The organism is Nocardia sp. NPDC050412 (genome assembly GCF_044458825.1).
Lineage (GTDB): Bacteria > Actinomycetota > Actinomycetes > Mycobacteriales > Mycobacteriaceae > Nocardia.
The window spans coordinates 507,627-527,096 of record NZ_JBITIJ010000005.1; the positions used below are offsets into that span (position 1 = coordinate 507,627).

Annotated in this window: 17 protein-coding genes; 12 read left to right on the top strand and 5 right to left on the bottom strand. The window is 65.3% G+C overall.

Features of this window, described 5'->3' with window-relative positions:
* Nucleotides 1–15 precede the first annotated feature (15 nt).
* From ACIBI6_RS16900 to ACIBI6_RS16945, 10 genes are all read left to right on the top strand, one after another.
* Complete coding sequence (locus ACIBI6_RS16900; protein WP_396956866.1) at nt 16–768, top strand: SDR family oxidoreductase; 753 nt, start codon at nt 16–18, stop codon at nt 766–768.
* Between the two features lie 178 nt (nt 769–946).
* The gene (locus ACIBI6_RS16905) at nt 947–2,140 is read left to right on the top strand and encodes an acyl-CoA dehydrogenase family protein (protein WP_396956868.1); all 1,194 of its coding nucleotides are present in this window, start codon (nt 947–949) and stop codon (nt 2,138–2,140) included.
* Nucleotides 2,137–3,237, top strand: a complete 1,101-nt coding sequence (locus ACIBI6_RS16910; RefSeq protein ID WP_396956869.1) for an acyl-CoA dehydrogenase family protein — start codon at nt 2,137–2,139, stop codon at nt 3,235–3,237. Before ACIBI6_RS16905 ends, ACIBI6_RS16910 begins: the two co-directional genes overlap by 4 nt.
* Nucleotides 3,238–3,285: 48 nt before the next feature.
* On the top strand, nt 3,286–3,609 hold the full coding sequence (locus tag ACIBI6_RS16915) for a putative quinol monooxygenase (protein ID WP_364352577.1): 324 nt from the start codon (nt 3,286–3,288) through the stop codon (nt 3,607–3,609).
* Between the two features lie 39 nt (nt 3,610–3,648).
* Nucleotides 3,649–4,650, top strand: coding sequence for an NADP-dependent oxidoreductase (locus ACIBI6_RS16920; protein WP_396956870.1), 1,002 nt, complete (start codon nt 3,649–3,651; stop codon nt 4,648–4,650).
* 15 nt (nt 4,651–4,665) lie between these two features.
* Complete coding sequence (locus ACIBI6_RS16925; protein WP_364352583.1) at nt 4,666–5,292, top strand: TetR/AcrR family transcriptional regulator; 627 nt, start codon at nt 4,666–4,668, stop codon at nt 5,290–5,292.
* Nucleotides 5,293–5,310: 18 nt separating this feature from the next.
* A complete protein-coding gene (locus ACIBI6_RS16930) occupies nt 5,311–6,543 on the top strand; it encodes a PucR family transcriptional regulator (RefSeq protein WP_396956871.1) in 1,233 nt (410 codons plus the stop codon).
* A gap of 128 nt (nt 6,544–6,671) precedes the next feature.
* Entirely contained in the window at nt 6,672–8,150 is a 1,479-nt protein-coding gene (locus ACIBI6_RS16935; RefSeq protein ID WP_396956872.1) for a class I adenylate-forming enzyme family protein, read from the top strand.
* 33 nt (nt 8,151–8,183) lie between these two features.
* Nucleotides 8,184–9,941, top strand: a complete 1,758-nt coding sequence (locus ACIBI6_RS16940) for a DUF3556 domain-containing protein (RefSeq protein WP_396956873.1) — start codon at nt 8,184–8,186, stop codon at nt 9,939–9,941.
* Nucleotides 9,938–11,371 (top strand): phytoene desaturase family protein, encoded by a 1,434-nt coding sequence (locus tag ACIBI6_RS16945; RefSeq protein WP_396956874.1) that lies wholly within the window; start codon nt 9,938–9,940, stop codon nt 11,369–11,371. The genes ACIBI6_RS16940 and ACIBI6_RS16945 overlap by 4 nt, the downstream gene beginning before the upstream one ends.
* Before the next feature lie 71 nt (nt 11,372–11,442).
* Here the strand turns inward: ACIBI6_RS16945 and ACIBI6_RS16950 are convergent, their stop codons facing one another.
* From ACIBI6_RS16950 to ACIBI6_RS16970, 5 genes are all read right to left on the bottom strand, one after another.
* Nucleotides 11,443–12,498, bottom strand: a complete 1,056-nt coding sequence (locus tag ACIBI6_RS16950) for a DUF4185 domain-containing protein (RefSeq protein WP_364352598.1) — start codon at nt 12,496–12,498, stop codon at nt 11,443–11,445.
* A 164-nt stretch (nt 12,499–12,662) separates the two neighbouring features.
* Complete coding sequence (locus ACIBI6_RS16955) at nt 12,663–12,998, bottom strand: hypothetical protein (RefSeq protein ID WP_396956875.1); 336 nt, start codon at nt 12,996–12,998, stop codon at nt 12,663–12,665.
* A gap of 19 nt (nt 12,999–13,017) precedes the next feature.
* Nucleotides 13,018–13,968, bottom strand: coding sequence for a hypothetical protein (locus ACIBI6_RS16960; RefSeq protein ID WP_396956876.1), 951 nt, complete (start codon nt 13,966–13,968; stop codon nt 13,018–13,020).
* 157 nt (nt 13,969–14,125) lie between these two features.
* Nucleotides 14,126–14,731 (bottom strand): DUF4232 domain-containing protein, encoded by a 606-nt coding sequence (locus ACIBI6_RS16965; protein ID WP_396956878.1) that lies wholly within the window; start codon nt 14,729–14,731, stop codon nt 14,126–14,128.
* Nucleotides 14,732–14,901: 170 nt separating this feature from the next.
* Complete coding sequence (locus ACIBI6_RS16970; protein ID WP_364352610.1) at nt 14,902–15,507, bottom strand: hypothetical protein; 606 nt, start codon at nt 15,505–15,507, stop codon at nt 14,902–14,904.
* A 151-nt stretch (nt 15,508–15,658) separates the two neighbouring features.
* Here ACIBI6_RS16970 and ACIBI6_RS16975 point away from each other — a divergent pair, with 151 nt between their 5' ends.
* Both ACIBI6_RS16975 and ACIBI6_RS16980 read left to right on the top strand, forming a co-directional pair.
* Nucleotides 15,659–15,895 (top strand): hypothetical protein, encoded by a 237-nt coding sequence (locus ACIBI6_RS16975; protein WP_396956880.1) that lies wholly within the window; start codon nt 15,659–15,661, stop codon nt 15,893–15,895.
* A gap of 186 nt (nt 15,896–16,081) precedes the next feature.
* Complete coding sequence (locus tag ACIBI6_RS16980) at nt 16,082–19,393, top strand: protein kinase (RefSeq protein WP_396956881.1); 3,312 nt, start codon at nt 16,082–16,084, stop codon at nt 19,391–19,393.
* Nucleotides 19,394–19,470 lie beyond the last annotated feature (77 nt).

The following is a 19,470-nucleotide window of genomic DNA, read 5'->3' on the forward strand; positions in this document are numbered from 1 at the left end:
TCAAAGGACATATTTGTGAACAGATTCGAAGGCAAGACTGCGATCGTCACCGGTGCCAGTCGAGGCATCGGGCTCGGCATCGCGCAGCGCCTGGTCGACGAGGGGGCCAGGGTCGTGATCACCGCCCGCAAACAGGACGCGCTCGATGAAGCGGTGAAAGTACTGGGCGGCCCCGACCGGGCGCTGGCCGTCGCGGGTCGCGCTGATGACGTCGACCACCAGATCGAGACCGTCGAGCGGGCGATCGACACGTTCGGTAGCGCCGATCTCCTCGTCAACAACACCGGCATCAACCCGGCTTTCGGGCCGATGGTCGATCTGTCGCTGGAGGTAGCCCGCAAGATCGTCGAGGTCAACTGTCTGGCCGCGCTGTCATGGGTTCAGCAGACGTATCGGGCCTGGATGAAGGACTACGGTGGCGCGATCGTGAATGTGTCGTCGGTGGCCGGTATCAAGCCCGCGCCGGGTATCGGCTTCTACGGTTCCAGCAAGGCGATGCTCACGCACATCACCCAGGAACTCGCGGTCGAGCTCGGCCCGAACCTGCGGGTCAACGCCGTCGCCCCGGCAGTGGTGAAGACGAAGTTCGCCACCGCTCTCTACGAGGGCAGGGAGGACGAGGTCGCTGCGGCCTACCCGCTGAAGCGGCTCGGCGTGCCCGAGGACATCGGCAGTGTGGTGGCGTTTCTGCTCTCCGACGACGCGAGCTGGCTGACCGGGCAGTTGCTGGTCGTGGACGGCGGCATCACTCTCACAGGTGGGGTCTGACATGGCGCGCGTTCGACGAGCATTCATGACCAATCCGATACCGCGGACCGCGGTCGTGACCGGTGCCGCTCGCGGTATCGGCGCCGACGTCGCCGGGCGGCTGGCTGGTGACGGCATGGCTGGCCGAGACGGTCGCGGTGCCGGTGCCGCGCGTGATTGCCGATCAGGAGGATGACAGATGACCAATCCCGACGCGGTTCGTAACGATCTGCGCCGCCGGGTGGAAGCCGTACTCGCGGAGCACGATCCGGCCACCACCGATGCTGTGACCTTTCACCGAGCCAGGTTCGACGCGGGTTTGGCCTGGGTTCACTTTCCGATCGGGCTCGGTGGCCGGGCCGTCGACCGGGAAGCGCAACCGTTCGTCGATGCCCTGTTCGAGCAGGCCGGATCTCCGGATAACAATGCGGCGATCAACGGTATCGGCCTGGGTATGGCCGCGCCGACGATCCTCGCCCACGGCAGCACGGAACAACAGCAGCGCTTCCTGCGTCCGCTGTGGAGCGGGGAGGAGATCTGGTGCCAGCTGTTCAGTGAACCGGGCGCCGGCTCGGACCTGGCCGCGATCGCCACCCGGGCAGTGCGCGACGGCGACGACTGGGTCGTCAACGGGCAGAAGGTATGGACCTCGGTCGCGCACAAAGCGCGGCTGGCAATCCTGGTGGCGCGCACCGATCCCAGCCAACCCAAGCACGCAGGGCTGACCTACTTCATCTGCGATATGACCGCCCCCGGAGTCGAGGTCCGGCCGCTGCGGCAGATCACCGGCGAAGCGGAATTCAACGAAGTCTTCCTCACCGACGTGCGGATCCCCGATGCGCACCGCCTGGGCAAGGAAGGGGAAGGCTGGCGAGTCGCGACCACGACGCTGAACAACGAGCGCGTCTCGATCGGGGGGCGCGCACTGCCCCGCGAGAGCGGAGTACTCGGTGTCGCCGCCGACCTCTGGCGAGAACACCCGGAAAAGCGCACCCCCGAACTGCACCACCGGTTGTTGCGATTGTGGGTGGATGCCGAGGTCTCCCGGCTGGCGGCAACCCGACTGCGTCAGCAGGTGGCCGGCGGCCAGCCCGGACCCGAAACCTCCGCCGTCAAGCTGTCGTTCGCCCGCGTCAACCAGCAGGTCGCCGGACTGGAGGTCGAACTGCACGGTGAGCACGGCCTGCGATACGACGATTGGACAATGGTGCGCCCGGACCGAGTCGATTTCGCCGGTCGGGGCGCCGGCTACCGCTTCCTGCGGGCCAAAGGCAATTCGATCGAGGGCGGAACCTCGGAAATCCTGCGCAACATCATCGCCGAACGGGTCCTCGGCCTGCCGAGCGAACACCGCGCGGACAAGGACATCGCCTGGAAGGACCTGAGCCGATGAGCGACATCCTGCTCCTCGACACCGATGTCGAGACGTCCCTGCGGAGCGCGGTACGTGACCTGCTCACGAGCCGATGTGACCCGTCCGCGATTGTGGGGGCCTACGAAGGCGATCGGACACTGACCCGGATGTTGTGGAAATCGATTGCCGACGACCTCGGGATCGCTGGTCTGCTCATCCCCGAGGACCGCGGCGGGGCCGGCGGTACGGCCCGTGACGCCGCTGTCGTACTCGAGGAGTTCGGCCGGTTCGTCGCACCGGTACCGTTTCTGACCAGCAGCGTGATCGCCGCGACCGTCCTGCTCGCGGGCGAGTCCGCGCTGGTCGGTCAGCTCGGCGGCGGTGAATGCAGCGCAGCGCTGCTGACGCCGTTCTCCACTGCGTCGGTGACGCAGGTCCCGACGCTGACAGCTGATGCGCAGGGCCGGGTGTCCGGCCGCGTCACCAGTGTCGCCGGTGCGCTCGATGCCGATGTACTGCTGGCCGCCGTGCAGACGGCGAACGGTACACAGGTGCATGCGTTGGCGGCTACCGCGGTGGCGATCGAGCCGGTGGTCTCGCTGGATATGACCCGTCCGCTGGCCGACGTCACTGTCGACTCTGTGCCCGGCCGGGTCGTTGTCGCTGCCGAATCCGGTTGGGCAGCACTGCAATCCGGTTTGATGATCGGTGCCGCACTCCTGGCGTCCGAGCAAGCGGGGATCGCGGCCTGGTGCCTGGAGACAACTGTCGAGTATCTGAAGCTGCGCCGTCAGTTCGGTCGGGTGGTCGGTGGATTCCAGGCGCTCAAGCACCGCCTTGCCGACCTCTACGTCGAGGTCGAGTCGGCTTCGGCCGCCGCGCGGTATGCCGCGGGGACATTCACGGCGGGCGACCCCGACAGTGGGATCGCCACCGCCGTCGCCGCGTCCTATTGCAGTGATATCGCGGTGCGGGCCGCCGAGGAAGCCATCCAACTGCATGGTGGGATCGGCATGACCTGGGAGCACCCGGCGCATCTGTACCTCAAGCGCGCCAAGGCCGACCAGATCGGGCTGGGAAGTCCCGGCCACCATCGGGGGGTGCTGGCCGGCCTCGTCGGGCTGCCGTTGGAATAAGGCTGAATCTGCCCAATTCCGAGAACGACCAATACAAAGGAGTAACCAGTGGCCGATCCGTATGTGGTGGTGGCGACCATGATTGCAAAGCCGGGGGAGGAGGAACTCGTCGAGCAGACCTTGACGACCGCGGCTGCGGCAGTGCACGCCGAACCGGGCTGCCTGATGTATGCGTTGCACCGGAAGACCGGGACAACGGGCCATTTCGTCATGATCGAGAAATGGGCGTCGAAAGAGGCCTTGCGTGCGCACGGTCGAAGCACCGCAATGCGCGAGATCGGGCAAGCGTTGGGCAACGCGCTCACCGGCCCGGCCGAGATCTCGGTCTTCGACCCGCTTCCGGCCGGCGACCCGGAACTCGGCGCCGTCTGACCCGGTCTGTTCTGCGTTCTGCGAAGAAGAGGAGTTTACGTGACAACAACCCAGCAGGTGCGGCTCGCGAAACGGCCGTCGGGGCTACCCGACGCGGGCACATGGAACCTGACGACCGAGGAGCTACCCGCGCTCTCCCCGGGGCAGATCCTGGTCAAGGTGGATTTCATCTCCCTCGACCCGGCGATGCGCGGCTGGCTGAACGACGTGCGATCGTATGTGCCGCCGGTCGGTGTCGGGGAGGTCATGCGATCGCTGGATATCGCGACGGTTGTCGAGTCGACGCATCCGGACTTCGCCGTCGGCGATGCCGTCAGCGGAATTTTCGGCGTGACCGAATACGCGATCCATAATGGCCGGGGGGTGCAGAAGGTCGATATGAGTACGGCGGCCGGCCCGACCTGGTTGGGGACGCTCGGAATGCCTGGGATGACAGCCTATTTCGGTTTGCTCGAGGTCGGTGGGCTGCAGGCCGGAGATACGGTGGTGGTTTCCGCGGCCGCGGGTGCTGTCGGCAGCATCGCCGGTCAGATCGCGAAGATCAAGGGCGCGAACGTGATCGGGATCGCGGGCGGCCCAGAGAAATGTCGGATGCTGACCGAGGAACTCGGTTTCGACGCGGCCATCGACTATCGGAACGAGAACGTCCTACAGCGGTTGCGGGAGGTCGCTCCGCACGGAATCGACGTCTATTTCGACAATGTCGGCGGTGACATCCTCGATGCCGCGCTTGCCAATCTTCGGCGCGGCGCCCGCGTCGTCATCTGTGGTGCGATCTCGGCATACAACGCGGAGAAACTACCTCCGGGACCTTCACGGTATATGTCGCTGTTGGTTCACCGGGCGTCCATGACGGGCTTCGTCGTTTTCGACTATGCGGACCGTTACGGTGAGGCGGTCGCGGAGATCTCCGGTTGGCTGGCCGAAGGCAGGATCAAGAGCAGGGAGCATGTCGTGGGCGGCGGGGTCGCCTGCTTCGGTGAAACCTTGAACATGCTGTTCACCGGTGCCAACACCGGCAAACTCGTGCTCACTGTGTAGAGCCATACTGTCCAGGTGACCGATACAGAGGACCTCTCGCGTGCGGACCAGACCCGCGCGCGGCTGCTCGACGCGGCGGTGGTTGCCTTCGCTGAACGCGGCTTCCACGGCTCGACGACCCGCGATATCACATCGATTGCCGGGGTGAGCACGGGTGCAATCTACGTGTACCACCGCTCCAAGGAAGAGTTGCTCTACCAGATCTCGCGCACCGGTCACCTGGACACCCTGGAGCGAATCCGCGCTGCCATCGCTTCGGCACAAGACCCCGCCGACCAACTGATCGCGTTGATGCGGGAGTTCACGATCCATCACGCACGCGCCCACACCGTGGCCCGGATCATCAACTATGAGCTCGCCGCTCTGAGCGCAGAACATCAACAGGAGATCAAGGAAATCCGGCGCTCGATCGAAGGAGAGGTCCGGAGCTTGATCCAGCGAGGTGTCGCCACCGGGGTTTTCGAGAACTCGAATTCCCACATGGCCGCCACTGCCCTGCTTTCGCTGGGAATAGATATCGCGCGCTGGTATCACGAGGGTGGCTCCTGGTCACCGGAGGACATCGGCGACTATTACGCGGAGCTTGCCCTACGGATTGTGGGCGGTCGGAAATCGAGCCCGCCCGGGCGCGCTCGATCGTGAATATCACAAGGTGATCACATGCAGACCGACGCCGCAGAATTGCTCGCGAGGATCGCGGGCGGACTGAGCCGGCATGCGCTGGGCTTGTCCGAACGTTTGACGGAGCAGATGCTCCAGATCGAGCCGGAGCTGCGCGGCGACAGCCGGGTGGAGTCACTACTGCGCGCCAGCGTCACCGGCAACGTCGTGATCGCGTTGCATATCTACGAACTGGGGCTGGACATCGACGAGATCGATGCGCCGGCGGAGGCGTTGGAGTACGCCCGTCGCATGGCCCAGCGCGATACCTCGATCACCGCGCTGCTGCGGGCCTACCGCATCGGGCAGCGGCTGTTCAACGACCACATGCTCGGCGAGGTCACCGCCGCGACGAACGACCTCGACCTGGTCACAGCGGCGGTGGCCGAAATGACCGACCGCTCGTTCGCCTATATCGATCGGGTCTCCCAACAAGTCGTGACCGCCTACCAGGACGAGCGGGAACGGTGGCTGCAGAACCAGATGGCTGTCCGCACCGCTCGGGTCCGCTCGATCCTGTCCGGACAGCGTTACGACCCGGGTGACAGCGAACGTGCGCTGGGATACCGGCTCGACCGAACCCACTTGGGCCTGGTTGTCTGGTCCGACGCGGGTGCCGATCAACTGCGTGCGGCCAAACAAGTGGCGACAGCCATCGCCGACCAGTTGGCCTGCCGAGGACAACCCCTGCTGATCCCGGCCGACGAATCGACCCTGTGGGCGTGGCTCCCGCAACCGGAACTGGGAATGGATTCCGCCGCGATGTGCACTCCGACGGCGACATGGGTGGCGGTGGGCAGACCTGCCAGCGGGCTGGAGGGCTTCCGACTGACTCATCGTCAGGCGACACAAGCGCAGGTGGTCGCGATGTCCGCGCCGCCACCGCAGCGTGCCTCGGTGTCGTGTTCGGCACAGGTCGGGCCGATCGCGCTGATGTGCTCGGATCTGGCCGCAACGCGAGCGTGGATCAGCGAAATCCTTGGGTCGCTGGCGCGTGACGACGATGCCACGGCACAGCTGCGCGAGACCGCGCGTGTCTTCCTGGAAACCAACGGCAGCTTCCAGACAACCGCCGAGCGGCTGGTACTGCACCGCAATACTGTCCAGTACCGGATCCGCAAGGCGGAGGCGGTACTGGGGCATTCACTGCGGGAGGGACGGCTGGACGTCGAGGTCGCCCTGCTGGCCTGCCGATGGTTGGGGTCGACAGTGCTGCAGCCCGTGAGTGACTGAGTCATCCGTCGTGCGGTGCGCACGATCACTCCGGCTATCTTCATGCGCTCGCGATATGGTCCACGTCACATCACCTTCCTAACGTTGCATTCACGCCAGCGAGCTGCTGCGTTAGCAAGGAGATCGACATGCACTTCGCCGCCCTCCCGGATGTACGCGCCGGGATCTTCCCCACCAAACCCTGTCTTACCGACGACGACCTGGGGCGGATCACCAACGCCGAGTTCCTCGACCTCGTGCAGAAGTACGCCGATCGGTTGTCGAAGGCGGGGATCGGTGTCGGCGATGTTGTCGCCGTAATGCTGCCCAACCGGCTCGAATTGATCGTGGCATTGTTCGCGACCTGGCGGCTGGGTGCCGCGGCGACGCCGATCGCCCCGTCACTGACCCCGGACGAGGTGGAATATCAGCTGACCGATTCCCGCGCTCGCGTACTGGTCTGCGCCGATAACGGTGAGTCCGGCAATGTCCGTGCACCGCAGCGGCTTTCGGTGCCAGAGCTGGATCGGCACGAAGGCCGCGTCGGTGGTGCGGAGGCGACCGAGTTCTCGAACGACGCGCTGGCGTTGATCATCTACACCAGCGGTACCACCGGACGCCCCAAGGGCGTCGAGCTGACGCACGCGAACATCATGGCGATGGCCGAGACGATGGTCGTGGGCATGCGGCTGACCGCTGACGACCATAGTCTGCTGATTCTGCCGCTGTTCCACGTCAACGGCATCGTGGTCAGCGTGCTGTCGCCGCTGCTCGCCGGCGGCCAGACCACTGTCGCGGGCAGGTTCTCGCCGCGGACCTTTTTCGACAGGGTCGAGGCGGCGCGGCCGACCTTTTTCTCCGCGGTGCCCGCCATCTACGCCATGCTGTCGGCGCTGCCGGTGGAGATCCGGCCCGACACCTCCTCGGTCCGGTTCGCCCTCTGCGGTGCGGCTCCGATGCCTGTCGAACTGCTCGCGCGGTTCGAGGAGCGCTACGGCGTCCCGATCTACGAAGGCTATGGCCTGTCGGAGGGGACGTGCGCGAGCACGGGCACTCCGCTCGACGGTGTCCGCAAACCCGGCACCGTCGGTATCGCCCTGCCAGGTCAGGAGATCGCCGTCGTAGACAGCGAGGGCAATTTCCTCGGTGACGGATCGGCGGGCGAGGTCGTGATCAAAGGCCCGACCGTAATGCGGGGATATTTGGGTCGGCCCGATGAGACGGCGAAGGTGATCGTCGATGGCTGGCTACACACGGGAGACGTCGGCCGCATCGACGCCGAGGGCTACCTCACCCTGGTCGACCGCATCAAGGACATGATCATCCGCGGCGGCGAGAACATCTACCCCAAGGAGATCGAGTCCGCGATCTACACCCACCCTCGGGTGCTAGAGGCCGCCGTGATCGGGCGACCGCACCCCATTTACGGCGAAGTACCCGTCGCCTTTGTGTCCTATCGCGATGGGGCCGGGATCGAGCCGGAACAGATGCTCGATCATCTTCGGAAGTCCTTGGCCGAGTACAAGATTCCCGAAGTGATCGTGGCCGTCGACGAGATCCCGAAGAACCCCGTCGGGAAGATCGACAAGCGGACTCTGCGCGCCCGCCCGGTCGAAGCGCACCTCTGACACCCCTCAGCTTCCACTCGAAAGAAATCTGCCATGGGATTCACAAAACCGGACCTTCCGGACATCGACTACGCCGAATGGAAGACCCGCCCGCGCGGCGAACGGCTCCGCACCGTCGCGGAACACTGGGTCGAGCACGGCTTCGGCACCCCTTATGCCGTCTACCTGCTCTACATCGTCAAGTGCGCCTTGTACGTCCTCGGCGCGGCAGCGGTAATCTCGCTGACCCCTGGTCTCGGAGTGCTCGCCGACATCACGTCGTGGTGGACCGAGCCGATCGTCTACCAGAAACTGGTCGTGTGGACCCTGCTGTTCGAAATCCTCGGGTTCGGGTGTGGGTTCGGGCCGCTCACCATGCGGTTCCTGCCGCCGATCGGCGGGCTGCTGCACTTCCTGCGCCCCGGCACGCTGCGCCTGCCGCCGTGGCCGGCGAAGGTGCCGTTCACCCGGGGTGACGAGCGCGGCACCATCGACGTCGTCCTGTATGCGGTCGTCCTCGGATCCGGAATCTGGGCGTTGCTCGCCCCCGGTCAGGGCACTGCACCGGTAGACGGCACTCACGTAGGCCTGCTCGATCCCACGATCGTCGTGGCTCTGGTCATCGCCCTCGGCGCGCTGGGGTTGCGGGACAAGACGGTGTTCCTGGCCGCCCGCCCCGAGCACTACCTGTTGATGCTGCTGATGTTCTTCGTCCCGTTCGCCGACATGATGATCGGATTCAAGCTGGTCATGCTGGCACTGTGGTGGGGTGCGGCCACGTCCAAGCTCAACCATCACTTCGGGCACGTGGTAGCGGTCATGATGAGCAACAGCCCGGTCATGCGGATCAAATGGCTGGAGCGCAAGATGTACCGCAACCCGCCGCAGGACCTGCGCCCGTCACGGGTCCCGGTCCTGCTGGCCCACGGCGGCACCGTCGTGGAATACCTGGTTCCCGCCTACTTGGTCTTCCTCGGCCATGGTGGCCCGCTGACCTGGGCGGCGATCATCTTCATGGCGGTCTTCCACCTGCACATCATCTCCACCGTGCCGATGGGCGTTCCGCTGGAATGGAACATCTTCTTCATCTTCAGCCTGTTCTACCTGTTCGGTCACTACGGTTACATCCATGTCTCGGGGCTTCGATCTCCGCTGGTGTTCATGCTGATCGGGTTCTCCACACTCGTTGTCATCCTCGGACATGTTCGGCCGCAATGGGTTTCGTTCCTGACGTCGATGCGCTACTACGCCGGCAACTGGGCCACCAGCACCTGGTGTTTCCGTGGGGACGCCGAGCTGAAGCTCGAGCAGCATGTGACCAAGAGCGCCGCGCTGCCGGTCATCCAGTTGACCAAGCTGTACGGCCCCGAGATCGCCGATATCCTGATCCAGACCGGGATGGGCTGGCGATCGATGCACACCCACGGCCGAGCGCTCAACGGTCTGATCCCACGGGCCGTCGACAACGAAGACGACTACGCCATCCGCGACGGAGAGATTGTCGCCGGCCCGCTGCTGGGCTGGAACTTCGGTGAAGGGCATCTGCACAACGAACAGTTGCTGGCAGCGCTGCAGCGTCGCTGCCAGTTCGAGGAAGGCGAACTGCGCATCGTCGTCCTCGAATCCCAGCCCATCCACCGGCAACGCCAGGCATATCGCATCGTCGACGCCAGGACCGGAGTCATCGAGGAGGGCTACGTGCGGGTCGAGGACATGCTGGCCCGCCAGCCGTGGCCGGAGCCGGGCGATCCGTTCCCGGTTCATCCTCTCCGCCGTGACAACCGGGTTCTGCCCTCGGCGCGTGTGCGATGACCACGGCGATCGTGGTCGGCTCCGGCCCGAACGGACTGGCCGCCGCCGTCACACTGGCCCGTCACGGCGTCGAGGTCACCGTGCTCGAGGGTGCCGCCACCATCGGCGGCGGCACCCGCTCCGGCGAGCTCACGCTGCCCGGGCTGCTGCACGACCACTGCGCGATGGCCCACCCCATGGCCGTCGGGTCGCCGTTCTTGACCGGAATCGATACGGCCCGATACGGATTGGAATGGGCGTGGCCGGAAATCGACTGCGTGCACCCACTCGACGACGGAACAGCGGGAGTGCTGTACAGGTCCCTCGAAGACACCGCCGTGGGCCTCGGCGCCGACGGCTCGATCTGGCACCGCCTGTTCGCCGGCCCCTCCGCTGGATACGATCTGTTGGCGGCCGATTTTATGCGACCGCTGCTGCGGATACCGTCACATCCGCTGCGGTTGGCACGATTCGGCATCCCGACCCTGATCCCCGCCGCCGCGCTCGGCCGGTTGTTCCGGACCGAGCGGGGACGGGCACTGTTCGCCGGGAACATGGCGCACGGCTGGCAACCACAGCACCGGATCCTCTCCGCGGCAATCGGTCTCGGCATCACCACCGCCGGCCATCGCTACGGGTGGCCGGTCGCGGTGGGCGGCTCGCGCGCAATCGCGGACGCCATGGCGGCCGCATTGACAGATCTGGGTGGAAAGATCGAGACCGGCCTGTGGGTCGAATCGCTCGATCAACTGCCGCCAGCCGACCTTGTGATGTTCGATCTCGCCCCGGCCGCGATCGCCGATGTCGCCGGTGACCGGCTGCCGTCGCGGATCTCCCGCGAGTACCGGCGATTTCAACACGGGCCCGCCGCCTACAAGGTCAGCCTGGCCGTCGAGGGCGGCATCCCGTGGACCAACCCGCACGCCCGCAAAGCGGGAAGCCTGCACGTCTGCGGCAGCGCCGCCGACGTGGTTCACGCCGAACGCGCAATCCATCGAGGCCGGCTTCCCGACCGGCCCTTCATCGTGGTCGGACAGCAGTACCTCGCAGACCCCACACGATCACGCGGAAATCTACACCCCATCGACCTGTATGCTCATGTGCCACAAGGCTATTCAGAGGACGCCACCGACGTACTGCTCGACGCGGTCGAGCGCTTCGCGCCCGGGTTCCGGGACCGCGTCGTCGCCACCACCGTGGTCGGCCCCACCGCCTTGGAGGCCTACAACCCCAACTATGTGGGCGGAGACATCCTCACCGGCGACAAGAACATTCGCCAACTACTCTTCGGCGGATCACGTATCACGCTGCGCCCCTACCATATAGCGGACCGGATGTTCATCTGCTCGGCCGCCGCCCCACCAGGGCCCGGAGCGCACGGGATGAGTGGATACAACGCAGCGGCCGCGGCGATGCGAACGTTCGCCGCCCCCAACCAAGCATCCGCGTAGCGCTCGATGTCGAGATCCATTATGACCATCGACAACAAATCGCCGCAGTGCCAGCCGGCCGGTCGGCACGACTACGGGGTGATGCCGTCGAATTGCATGACCCAGTAGGGGTTGTTCGTGGTGGTGTTCCATTGCGAGACATACAGAGTCACGTCGGTGGGTGAGGTGGAGCGGGGGTGGATGTAGCCGCCGTAGAGTTGTGGGAAGGAGCGGACCCAGAACTGCCACCACGGTACGGCGCCGTGGATCTGTTGTCTCGGATTGGTCCACACCTGGTCGATCGCCGCTGCGGTACGGGTGGAGATGCAGTAGCCGTCGACATCGAAGTAGGACATAACCCAAGTACCCGCAATGTTTTTCACACTCAGCTCCCCGATCGGGCCCATCCCCGCGAACAACGGGGTGGGGGTCGGGTTGCCCCACTGCCAGGCCGAGCCGTTGTAGCCCCAGTACTGGTAGCTGGCGCGGGTGGCGATCTGCTGCCACGGCACGCGCATCAGAATCGGCCCGTTTCGGTTGTGTGCGCGCCCCCATTCCTTGGACACGATGTAGAGGTAGCCGTCGCCGTTGTTGTTGCCGATGCCCGCGAAGGACTGCATCATGAACGGGCTCCAGCCGCCGTAGCCGTCGCTGCCGTCGTTGCGCCACACCGTCGCGTAGTCCGTCCAGGTGGTGCCGTCGTTATCGGAGTAGGCGAGCCCGCAGAACAGCGCCCCGTACCGATCGACGGAGGCGTTCCAGTCGTGGACGCTGGTGTAGGTCAACCAAGTGCGCCCGTTCGGGTCGACGAAGGCGTCGTTGGGGATGCGGGTGACCTCGATCCCGTAGCCATTGTCGGCGTTATGGGTGTAGGTGAGGACCTGTTTCGCCTGCGCCCCGCCGGCGGCGCCGGTGAAAATGGTGGTGGTGTCCGGGACGTTGGGGCTGAACAGCACGATCGGCGAGCCGAGCCAGGTGCCCGAACCTTCGCTGTCGCCGGTGAAGGCATCGCCGAACACGAATCCGGATCGCCCTGCTCCGAAATGGCTGCGGTCGTAGGGGATACCGAGATCGGCGCCACCTACCCCGAATTGCCGCGCGGTACTTCCGCTGTACCCGTTGATGGCCGTGCCCCAATGTGTCGACATCGCCGAGGTCCTCCCTGCTCATGCGTTCATTCGTTACTGGTGTGCCTAGGCGAGCGATCATCGTCACCGGGCTGACGGCCGACGTCCACCGCCAGCGCGTCGGACGGAACCGGTGCCGCAGAACCCACTGCGGCTGACCAGGTTTCGGCCGCTATGGATCCGGTCTATTTGGCTTCAGCGAGGACGAATCGGGAAAATGCCGCTGCCCGTCTGGAGTTGTCGTTGAAGACCTGCCCGGTGGTGAGATCGATGGCGTACACGCTGCGCTCGGGGACCCCGCCGTTGAAGGTGCCGAACCATGCGGTGGGCCCGGCTTGTGGTGTGTCGCAAGCTTGTACGTCCGTGAACGCTCCCTTCGGAAAGCTGAGCTCGGCGAGGTTGGTGGAGGTCAGGCCGGCCAGGGTGCCGCCGCCGGCGGCGGCTGTCGCGGCCGCCTGGACCTGTGGCACGCAGTCGGTGATCACGAAGAAGCGGCCGTTCGCGCTGGGGATTGTGGGCATGCGAGTACTCCGATCACGGCTATTGGGCGGGCGGCTGGAAGCCGGCGATGTCGAGTTTCTGCCCGATTGCCGCGACGGCGTCGACGAGGGACCGGCCGCCGAGTTGCGGCCAGCCGTTGCCTTGGTCACCGCGCATCTGGATCCACTCGTCGCGGATGCGGCCGTCGGTATCGCGAGGCAGCGGCACCTGGGTGGGCCCCGAGGGTGGCGCAAACCCGGGGAGACCGAGGGCTTGGCCGACAGTCGCAACGCCGTCGACGAGGGTGCGGCCGGCAAGTTGGGGCCAGCCGTTGCCACCGATGCCCATGAATTGAATCCACATGTCGGTGACCGGATCCGGCGCGACCACCCCGACGCCACACTGGTTGGCGAAGTCCTCCGGCGAGAATCCGTCGGCGGAGTTCATATCGCAGTTGCCGAAAGGCGAGGCGCCCTCGGGGAGGCCGCCGCCGTAGCCTTGGCCGTCGGTGTACTGGTGGGCGATCTGGCCGGGCAGGTTCGGGTTGCTGCCGTAGCCGGCGCCGATCATGTTGAGCCCGTCCGGGCGCACCGGCCACATGCTGTTGAAGTCGGACCGGTTGGCGTAGCCGATGATCCGGCGCGTCGAGCCGAGCCAGTCGGCCAGCCGCCAATAGGCGCGATTGATGCCGTCGGACTGGTCGCCGCCGGGATTGCCGCCCGATTCCACATCGATCATGGAGATCATCCTCGGGTGCGGACCGCCCGCCTGGCCGACCATGCTCCTGTGGGTGTCTGCGGTGTCGAGCCAGTTCGGTCGCCAGTAGAAGTAGACGATGAAGCAGGAAATTCGTCCGGCGTCGGCTGCGTCGGCGGCCCACGCATAGTTCGTGAAAAAGTTGTGGTCCCGGTACGTGCCATCGTTGGATCTGAACGAAAAGATTTGGTACGGGTAAGAGTCGTCGACCGGTACTTGGAACTCGGACACGTCGGCGAAAAGGGAATCAACCATGACTACCCTCCGAGAAGGTCGACCGGACCCGTGGGACCGGAATCGAGTGGTAGCTACCGATTTTCCGGCCCCGCGGCCGCGACGTCAGCAGTAGTGAACTACTGTGACCGCGTCGTAATCGGCGATGCCGCAACGAAGCCTGGTCGCCGCCTCCGGGTCAGCGGCCGCTGGTGCCCGCTACGACGGTGTGGATCCTCAGTTGGGTCGTGGTCGCCTGCGCGAGACTGCATGCTGTCCCGGCGCGTTCGAGGTAGAGCGATACGGTGTTGTCGGGCGGGTAGATTCGCAGCCCCGGCACCGACACCGGTTGACATTGCTCGGGCGGAACGTTGTGCACGTTGATTGCGAACACCAGCGCCGACGCCTGCCCACCGGGCGCCAACTGGACTGGGCCGGACGAGGCACCGTCACGCGTGGCGGGCGCGCCTACGGGTGCGCTGTCCGGGCCGATAACGTAGGAGACACCCGGGAATCCGTCGAGTACGCACGGACCGGACCCGTTGTTGGTGAACACGATCGGGAAGGCGACGGTTCCGGCGGCCGCGGTTTCCGGTCCGAGACCGGCCGCGAGATCCGACGTCCGACATTGCGTGGCAACGGCATCCGAAGTACGCGCGGCCGGTGGCGGCGCGGTCGACGGCGGCGAAACCGCATGCAGCGCCGAGTCCGCGCTGGGGCTGGTCGTCCCAGGCGGGGCCGACTGTTCGGAGCCACAACCGGTGATGGTCGCCGCCGTAGATGCGGTGAGCAGCCACCACGCCATCCGCCTTCTCCTCACAGCAGCTCACCGTACTCCGCGGGTGGACGAAAGCGCAGCGGAAACGCCATTGCCACAACCGAATACGGACCGGTCCCGGATGCTCAGGCCCAACGAGGGGCTCGTTTCGACATTTCGACAGCACCTGAACAACGGATCTAGCACCCTTTGCGCGATCAGTGATCGGTCGGGGCCGGTGCTGGCTTCCAGAAGACCAAGCCGTCACGGTGGTGGGCTTCGAGCCAGGGGGAAAGTTCCGTGCTGGAACGGATTCCGCCGTCGATGACGGCGCGGTAGATGTCGATGGAAGGGCGTTGTGGAATCGAACCGGCTTGGATCAGTGCTTTCAGTTCCAGGATCGTGCGCCTGGCCTCGGGTGTCAGTGCTGCTCGAATGGGGTCGATCAAGTCGGCGGAGCGGGGACCGGGATGATCACGGCGTAGCGACCACATGTCGATTTTCCATTCGGTGCCGTCGTCGGCGTGATAGCCGAGCCGCCAGTACAGGCCCTCGTCGGCGTCGGTGAGATGGTTGCCGAACCGCGCGTTGCGGACATCAGGGTGCAGCGCGCACTCGCGCAGCACGGCGAAGCCGTCTTCGATGCGCGGTTCGTCGCAGTAGATTTCGATATCGATATCGGGTGCCATGGCCAGTTCGTAGGCCAAGGCTCCTACCAGGACTGGTGTTCCGAATGCCCGCCAGTGCTCCAGGAGCCGGAGTCTCGCGAGAATTTCGTGTGCTTGCTGGGTTCGTTGCCGGCTCTGCTCGACAGCATCGGGCATACTTTTCTCCGCTTTCACGAGGGATTCGATGATTCTCTCGCGTTGGATCGTTCAGTCGCTCAGCAGGATTCGTTTTCGGAAGCGACCGCGCGCAACATCACGCTGATGAACCAATAGGCTTGCGCGGCAAGCAGATTCCAGTACGTGGAAGGTGGCGAAGAGGCCGACCGGTTCGCAGCCGTGCTGTTGCCCCGGCTCAACGGCGCCACCCGGAGCGTCAGGATATATCCCGCGTTCCGGCAAACCCGGCCTGCGCGTCCGGCTGGCCGGGGCCGACGCGGTCCACATCTGCACGCTGGGCGACGTGCCGATCGTCGAGGCCGGTTCGCCGCGCGACGGTTTCTATCTGTTGCGGCGACTTCTGCGTTCGGTCTCCGACGAGGGATAGCTCCGTATACGCCGATCTCGCAAATGTGCTGCCAGCCATCGGGGTTTTGGACCGTCGGTTTCGCACTGTATGCCTTCCCAGCTCAGCATCCCTTCCTTTGCTGTTTTCGGCATACGCTGGGGTTGGCGAAAGGTGAGCGCATGTTGCCTGGTTGCCGGAGAATGTCTCTTCGGATTGCCCCTACCGATGACCGATAATGATTCGCCGCGCACCCGTCGTGAGGTGATTACGCCGGTCACGGCGGAGCTGGCCGCTGCTGGCTTCGAGGATGCCGTGGAGATCGGACGCGGCGGTTTCGGGGTGGTGTATCGCTGCTGTCAGGTGTCGTTGCACCGGACAGTGGCGGTGAAGGTGTTGACAGTGCAGTTGGACACCGACAATCAAGCGCGATTCGTTCGCGAGCAGCGGGCGATCGGGCGGCTGACCGGGCACCCGAACATTGTCACCGTGCTGGAAACCAGCGCCACCGAAAGTGGACGCCGCTACCTGGTGATGCCGTATTACCCCCTGGATTCCCTGGATGCGCGGATCCGCCGGCATGGCCCACTTCCGGTGGAGCAGGTGTTGTCGATCGGGGTGAAGGTCGCCGGCGCCCTCGCCAGCGCGCATCGTCTCGATATCGTGCATCGGGACGTGAAGCCAGGAAACATCCTGCTCACCGAGTACGGCGAGCCGGTGCTGACTGATTTCGGTATCGCGCACATCGCCAGCGGGTTCCAGACCGCTGCGGGCACGTTGACCGGGTCGCCGACGTTCACCGCACCGGAGGTACTCGAAGGAGACACTCCGACGTCGGCCGTGGATGTGTACGGGCTAGGAGCCACGCTGTTCTGTGCGCTCACCGGGCATGCCGCTTTCGAACGTCGCAGCGGGGAGGACGTGGTGACGCAGTTTTTGCGGATTACCACCGAGCCGGTTCCGGACCTGCGGGACAGCGGCGTCGCGGACGAGGTGTCGGTAGTGGTGGAAGCCGCGATGAGCCGCGATCGCCATGAGCGGCCCTCGGCCGTGGCTCTGGGGGAGAGGCTTCGGCAGGTGCAGCGCCGCCTCGGATTCCCGGTGGGCGAGATGGCGTTGTGGGGCGAACCGATTCACGACGGCCCAGACCAGCAGCCACCAGCGCGGAAACCGCACTCGCCAGCGGTGAGCGGTGCTGATGGTGAAGGTAATCTGCCGCTCGAGCTGACCAGCTTTGTTGGTCGGCGCACCGAGATGTCCGAACTGAAGAATTCGCTGGTGGCGTCGCGGCTGGTGACGTTGACCGGGATCGGAGGTGTTGGGAAGACGCGGCTGGCGCTGCGGGCGGCATCGCAGGTGCGCCGCGATTTCCCCGACGGGGTGTGGTTGGTCGAGCTGGCCGATGTGTCCGACCCAGCCTTGCTGGTCGATGTGGTGGCGGCCACCCTCGGCATGCGGGACGCGGCGGCGAGTTCGTCGATTCTTGCCCGATTTCTGAGCTTGCGGGAAACACTGCTCGTGCTCGACAATTGCGAGCAAGTGGTGGCGGCCGTGGCAAAGCTGGTCGAGACGCTGCTGCGGACCTGCCCCGGGGTGCGGGTGCTGTGTACCAGTCGTGAACCGTTGGATATCGCAGGGGAAGCGGTGCTGCGCGTGTCGCCGCTGACGGTCCCGGATCCCGACCGGGAGCCGACGCTCGGTGGGCTGCCCGGTTTCGACGCGGTGACATTGTTTGCCGACCGCGCGGCAGCGGCGGTGCCGGGCTTCGAACTCGACGAGGACAACAAGGTCGCCGTGTCCCGGATTTGTGCCCGGCTGGATGGTTTGCCATTGGCGATCGAGTTGGCCGCGGCTCGGATGCGCGCGATGTCACCGGAGCAGATCCTGGCGCGGCTCACCGATCGGTACGCGCTGCTCACCCGTGGCAGTCGTACAGCCCCGACACGGCAACAGACGCTGCGGTGGTGTATCGACTGGAGCTACGGGTTGTGCACCCCGGTCGAACAGCGGTTGTGGGCCCGGCTGTCGGTGTTCGCAAGCAGCTTCGAACTCGACGCCGTCGAACAAATATGCGGCACCGACCTCGGCTCGGAACTCGACGCTGCCGGGCACAGTCCGCTCGATGTGCTGTCCGCCCTGGTCGACAAGTCGATCGTGGTTCGGAATGAATCGCATGCCGTCGTGCGTTTCTGGATGCTCGAGACGGTCCGCGACTACGGTCGGGAAAAGCTGCGTGCGTCCGGTGAAGACGCCGAGCTGCGCCGACGACACCGCGCCTGGTATCAACAATTGGCGCTGGACGCCGAGGCCGAATGGATCAGCCCCCGGCAGCTGGATTGGATCGTCCGGCTCGAACGTGAGCAACCCAATCTGCGTGAAGCGCTCGAGTCTTATCTATCCGAGAACACTCCGGCGGCGGCTGAAGCAGGGTTACGCATAGCCGCGGCGATGCACGAGTTCTGGAGCTTTCGCGGTCTGTACGGGGAAGGCCGATTATGGCTCGACCGGGTTCTCGCCCATCCCGGCGCGCAATCGACACCCGACCGTATCGCTGCGCTACGCGCCGCTTGTGAGGTTGCCGCGCCACAGGGAGATTTCCAGTCTGCCGCCGCCTTTCTGGCGGAGGGACGCGTGCTTGCCGCACAAACCTCAACCCCCACGATTCAGGGACAGCTCGCCTACGCCGCCGGCATTGTCGCACTCGCGAGCGGTAAAGCCGACGAAGCATCCACCTGTCTCGAACGCGCGGTCGAAATGCTCAGCTCGAACCAGGTGGGAGAGCTCTACGTCAGCGCGCTAGCCATCCTGGCTTGGTCATACGAACTGCGCGGCGACATGACCCGGGCGAGCGAGCTTTACAGCCGGGTATTTTCCATCACCGAAGCGCAAGGCGAACTGCTCTATCGTTCGACTGCGCTGCGCGGCTTGGGCGTTGCCGCCTGGCGACACGGCGAGCCCGACCGTGCCCGACAGTTGCTCGAGGAGGCTTTGCGCGTCAACCGACGGCCGAGCAGCCCGGTAATCGCCGCGTTCAGTCTCGAGGCGCTGGCTTGGACTGTCGCCGATCACGGCGACGTCGAGCGCGCGGCCGTTCTGATGGGAGCCGCGCAGGGCAACTGGCTGGTGGGCAGCAGCGTGCGGGCCGTCTTGCGGAGTATGTCGCGCTTTCACGAGGAATGTGTGCAATTGACGCGTCGTGCCCTCGGCGCTCGCGGATTCGATGCGGCCTTGCGGCAGGGCCGGGGGATGAGCTTGGGCGCTGCTGTCGCGTACGCGCTCGGGGAACAGTCCACCGACAAGGTGCCCGCGTCCGATGGGTCCGCGAGATTGACCAAGCGGGAGCGGCAGGTCGCCGAGCTTGTCGCCCAAGGACTCAGCAACAAGCAGATCGCCGCCAAACTGGTGATCTCGCAACGCACCGCACAAGGCCACGTCGAACACATCCTGGCCAAACTCGGATTCACCTCACGCACACAAATCGCGGCGTGGATCGTGAACGAAACCGAACAACAGAGTTCCCGACACCGATCTGAACGGTAGTGCTGCTGTATCGATCGCGAGAGCCTCAATGAATCACGTCGTGCCGCAACGTAATCCGAACCCGTCAGCGTGAGGTT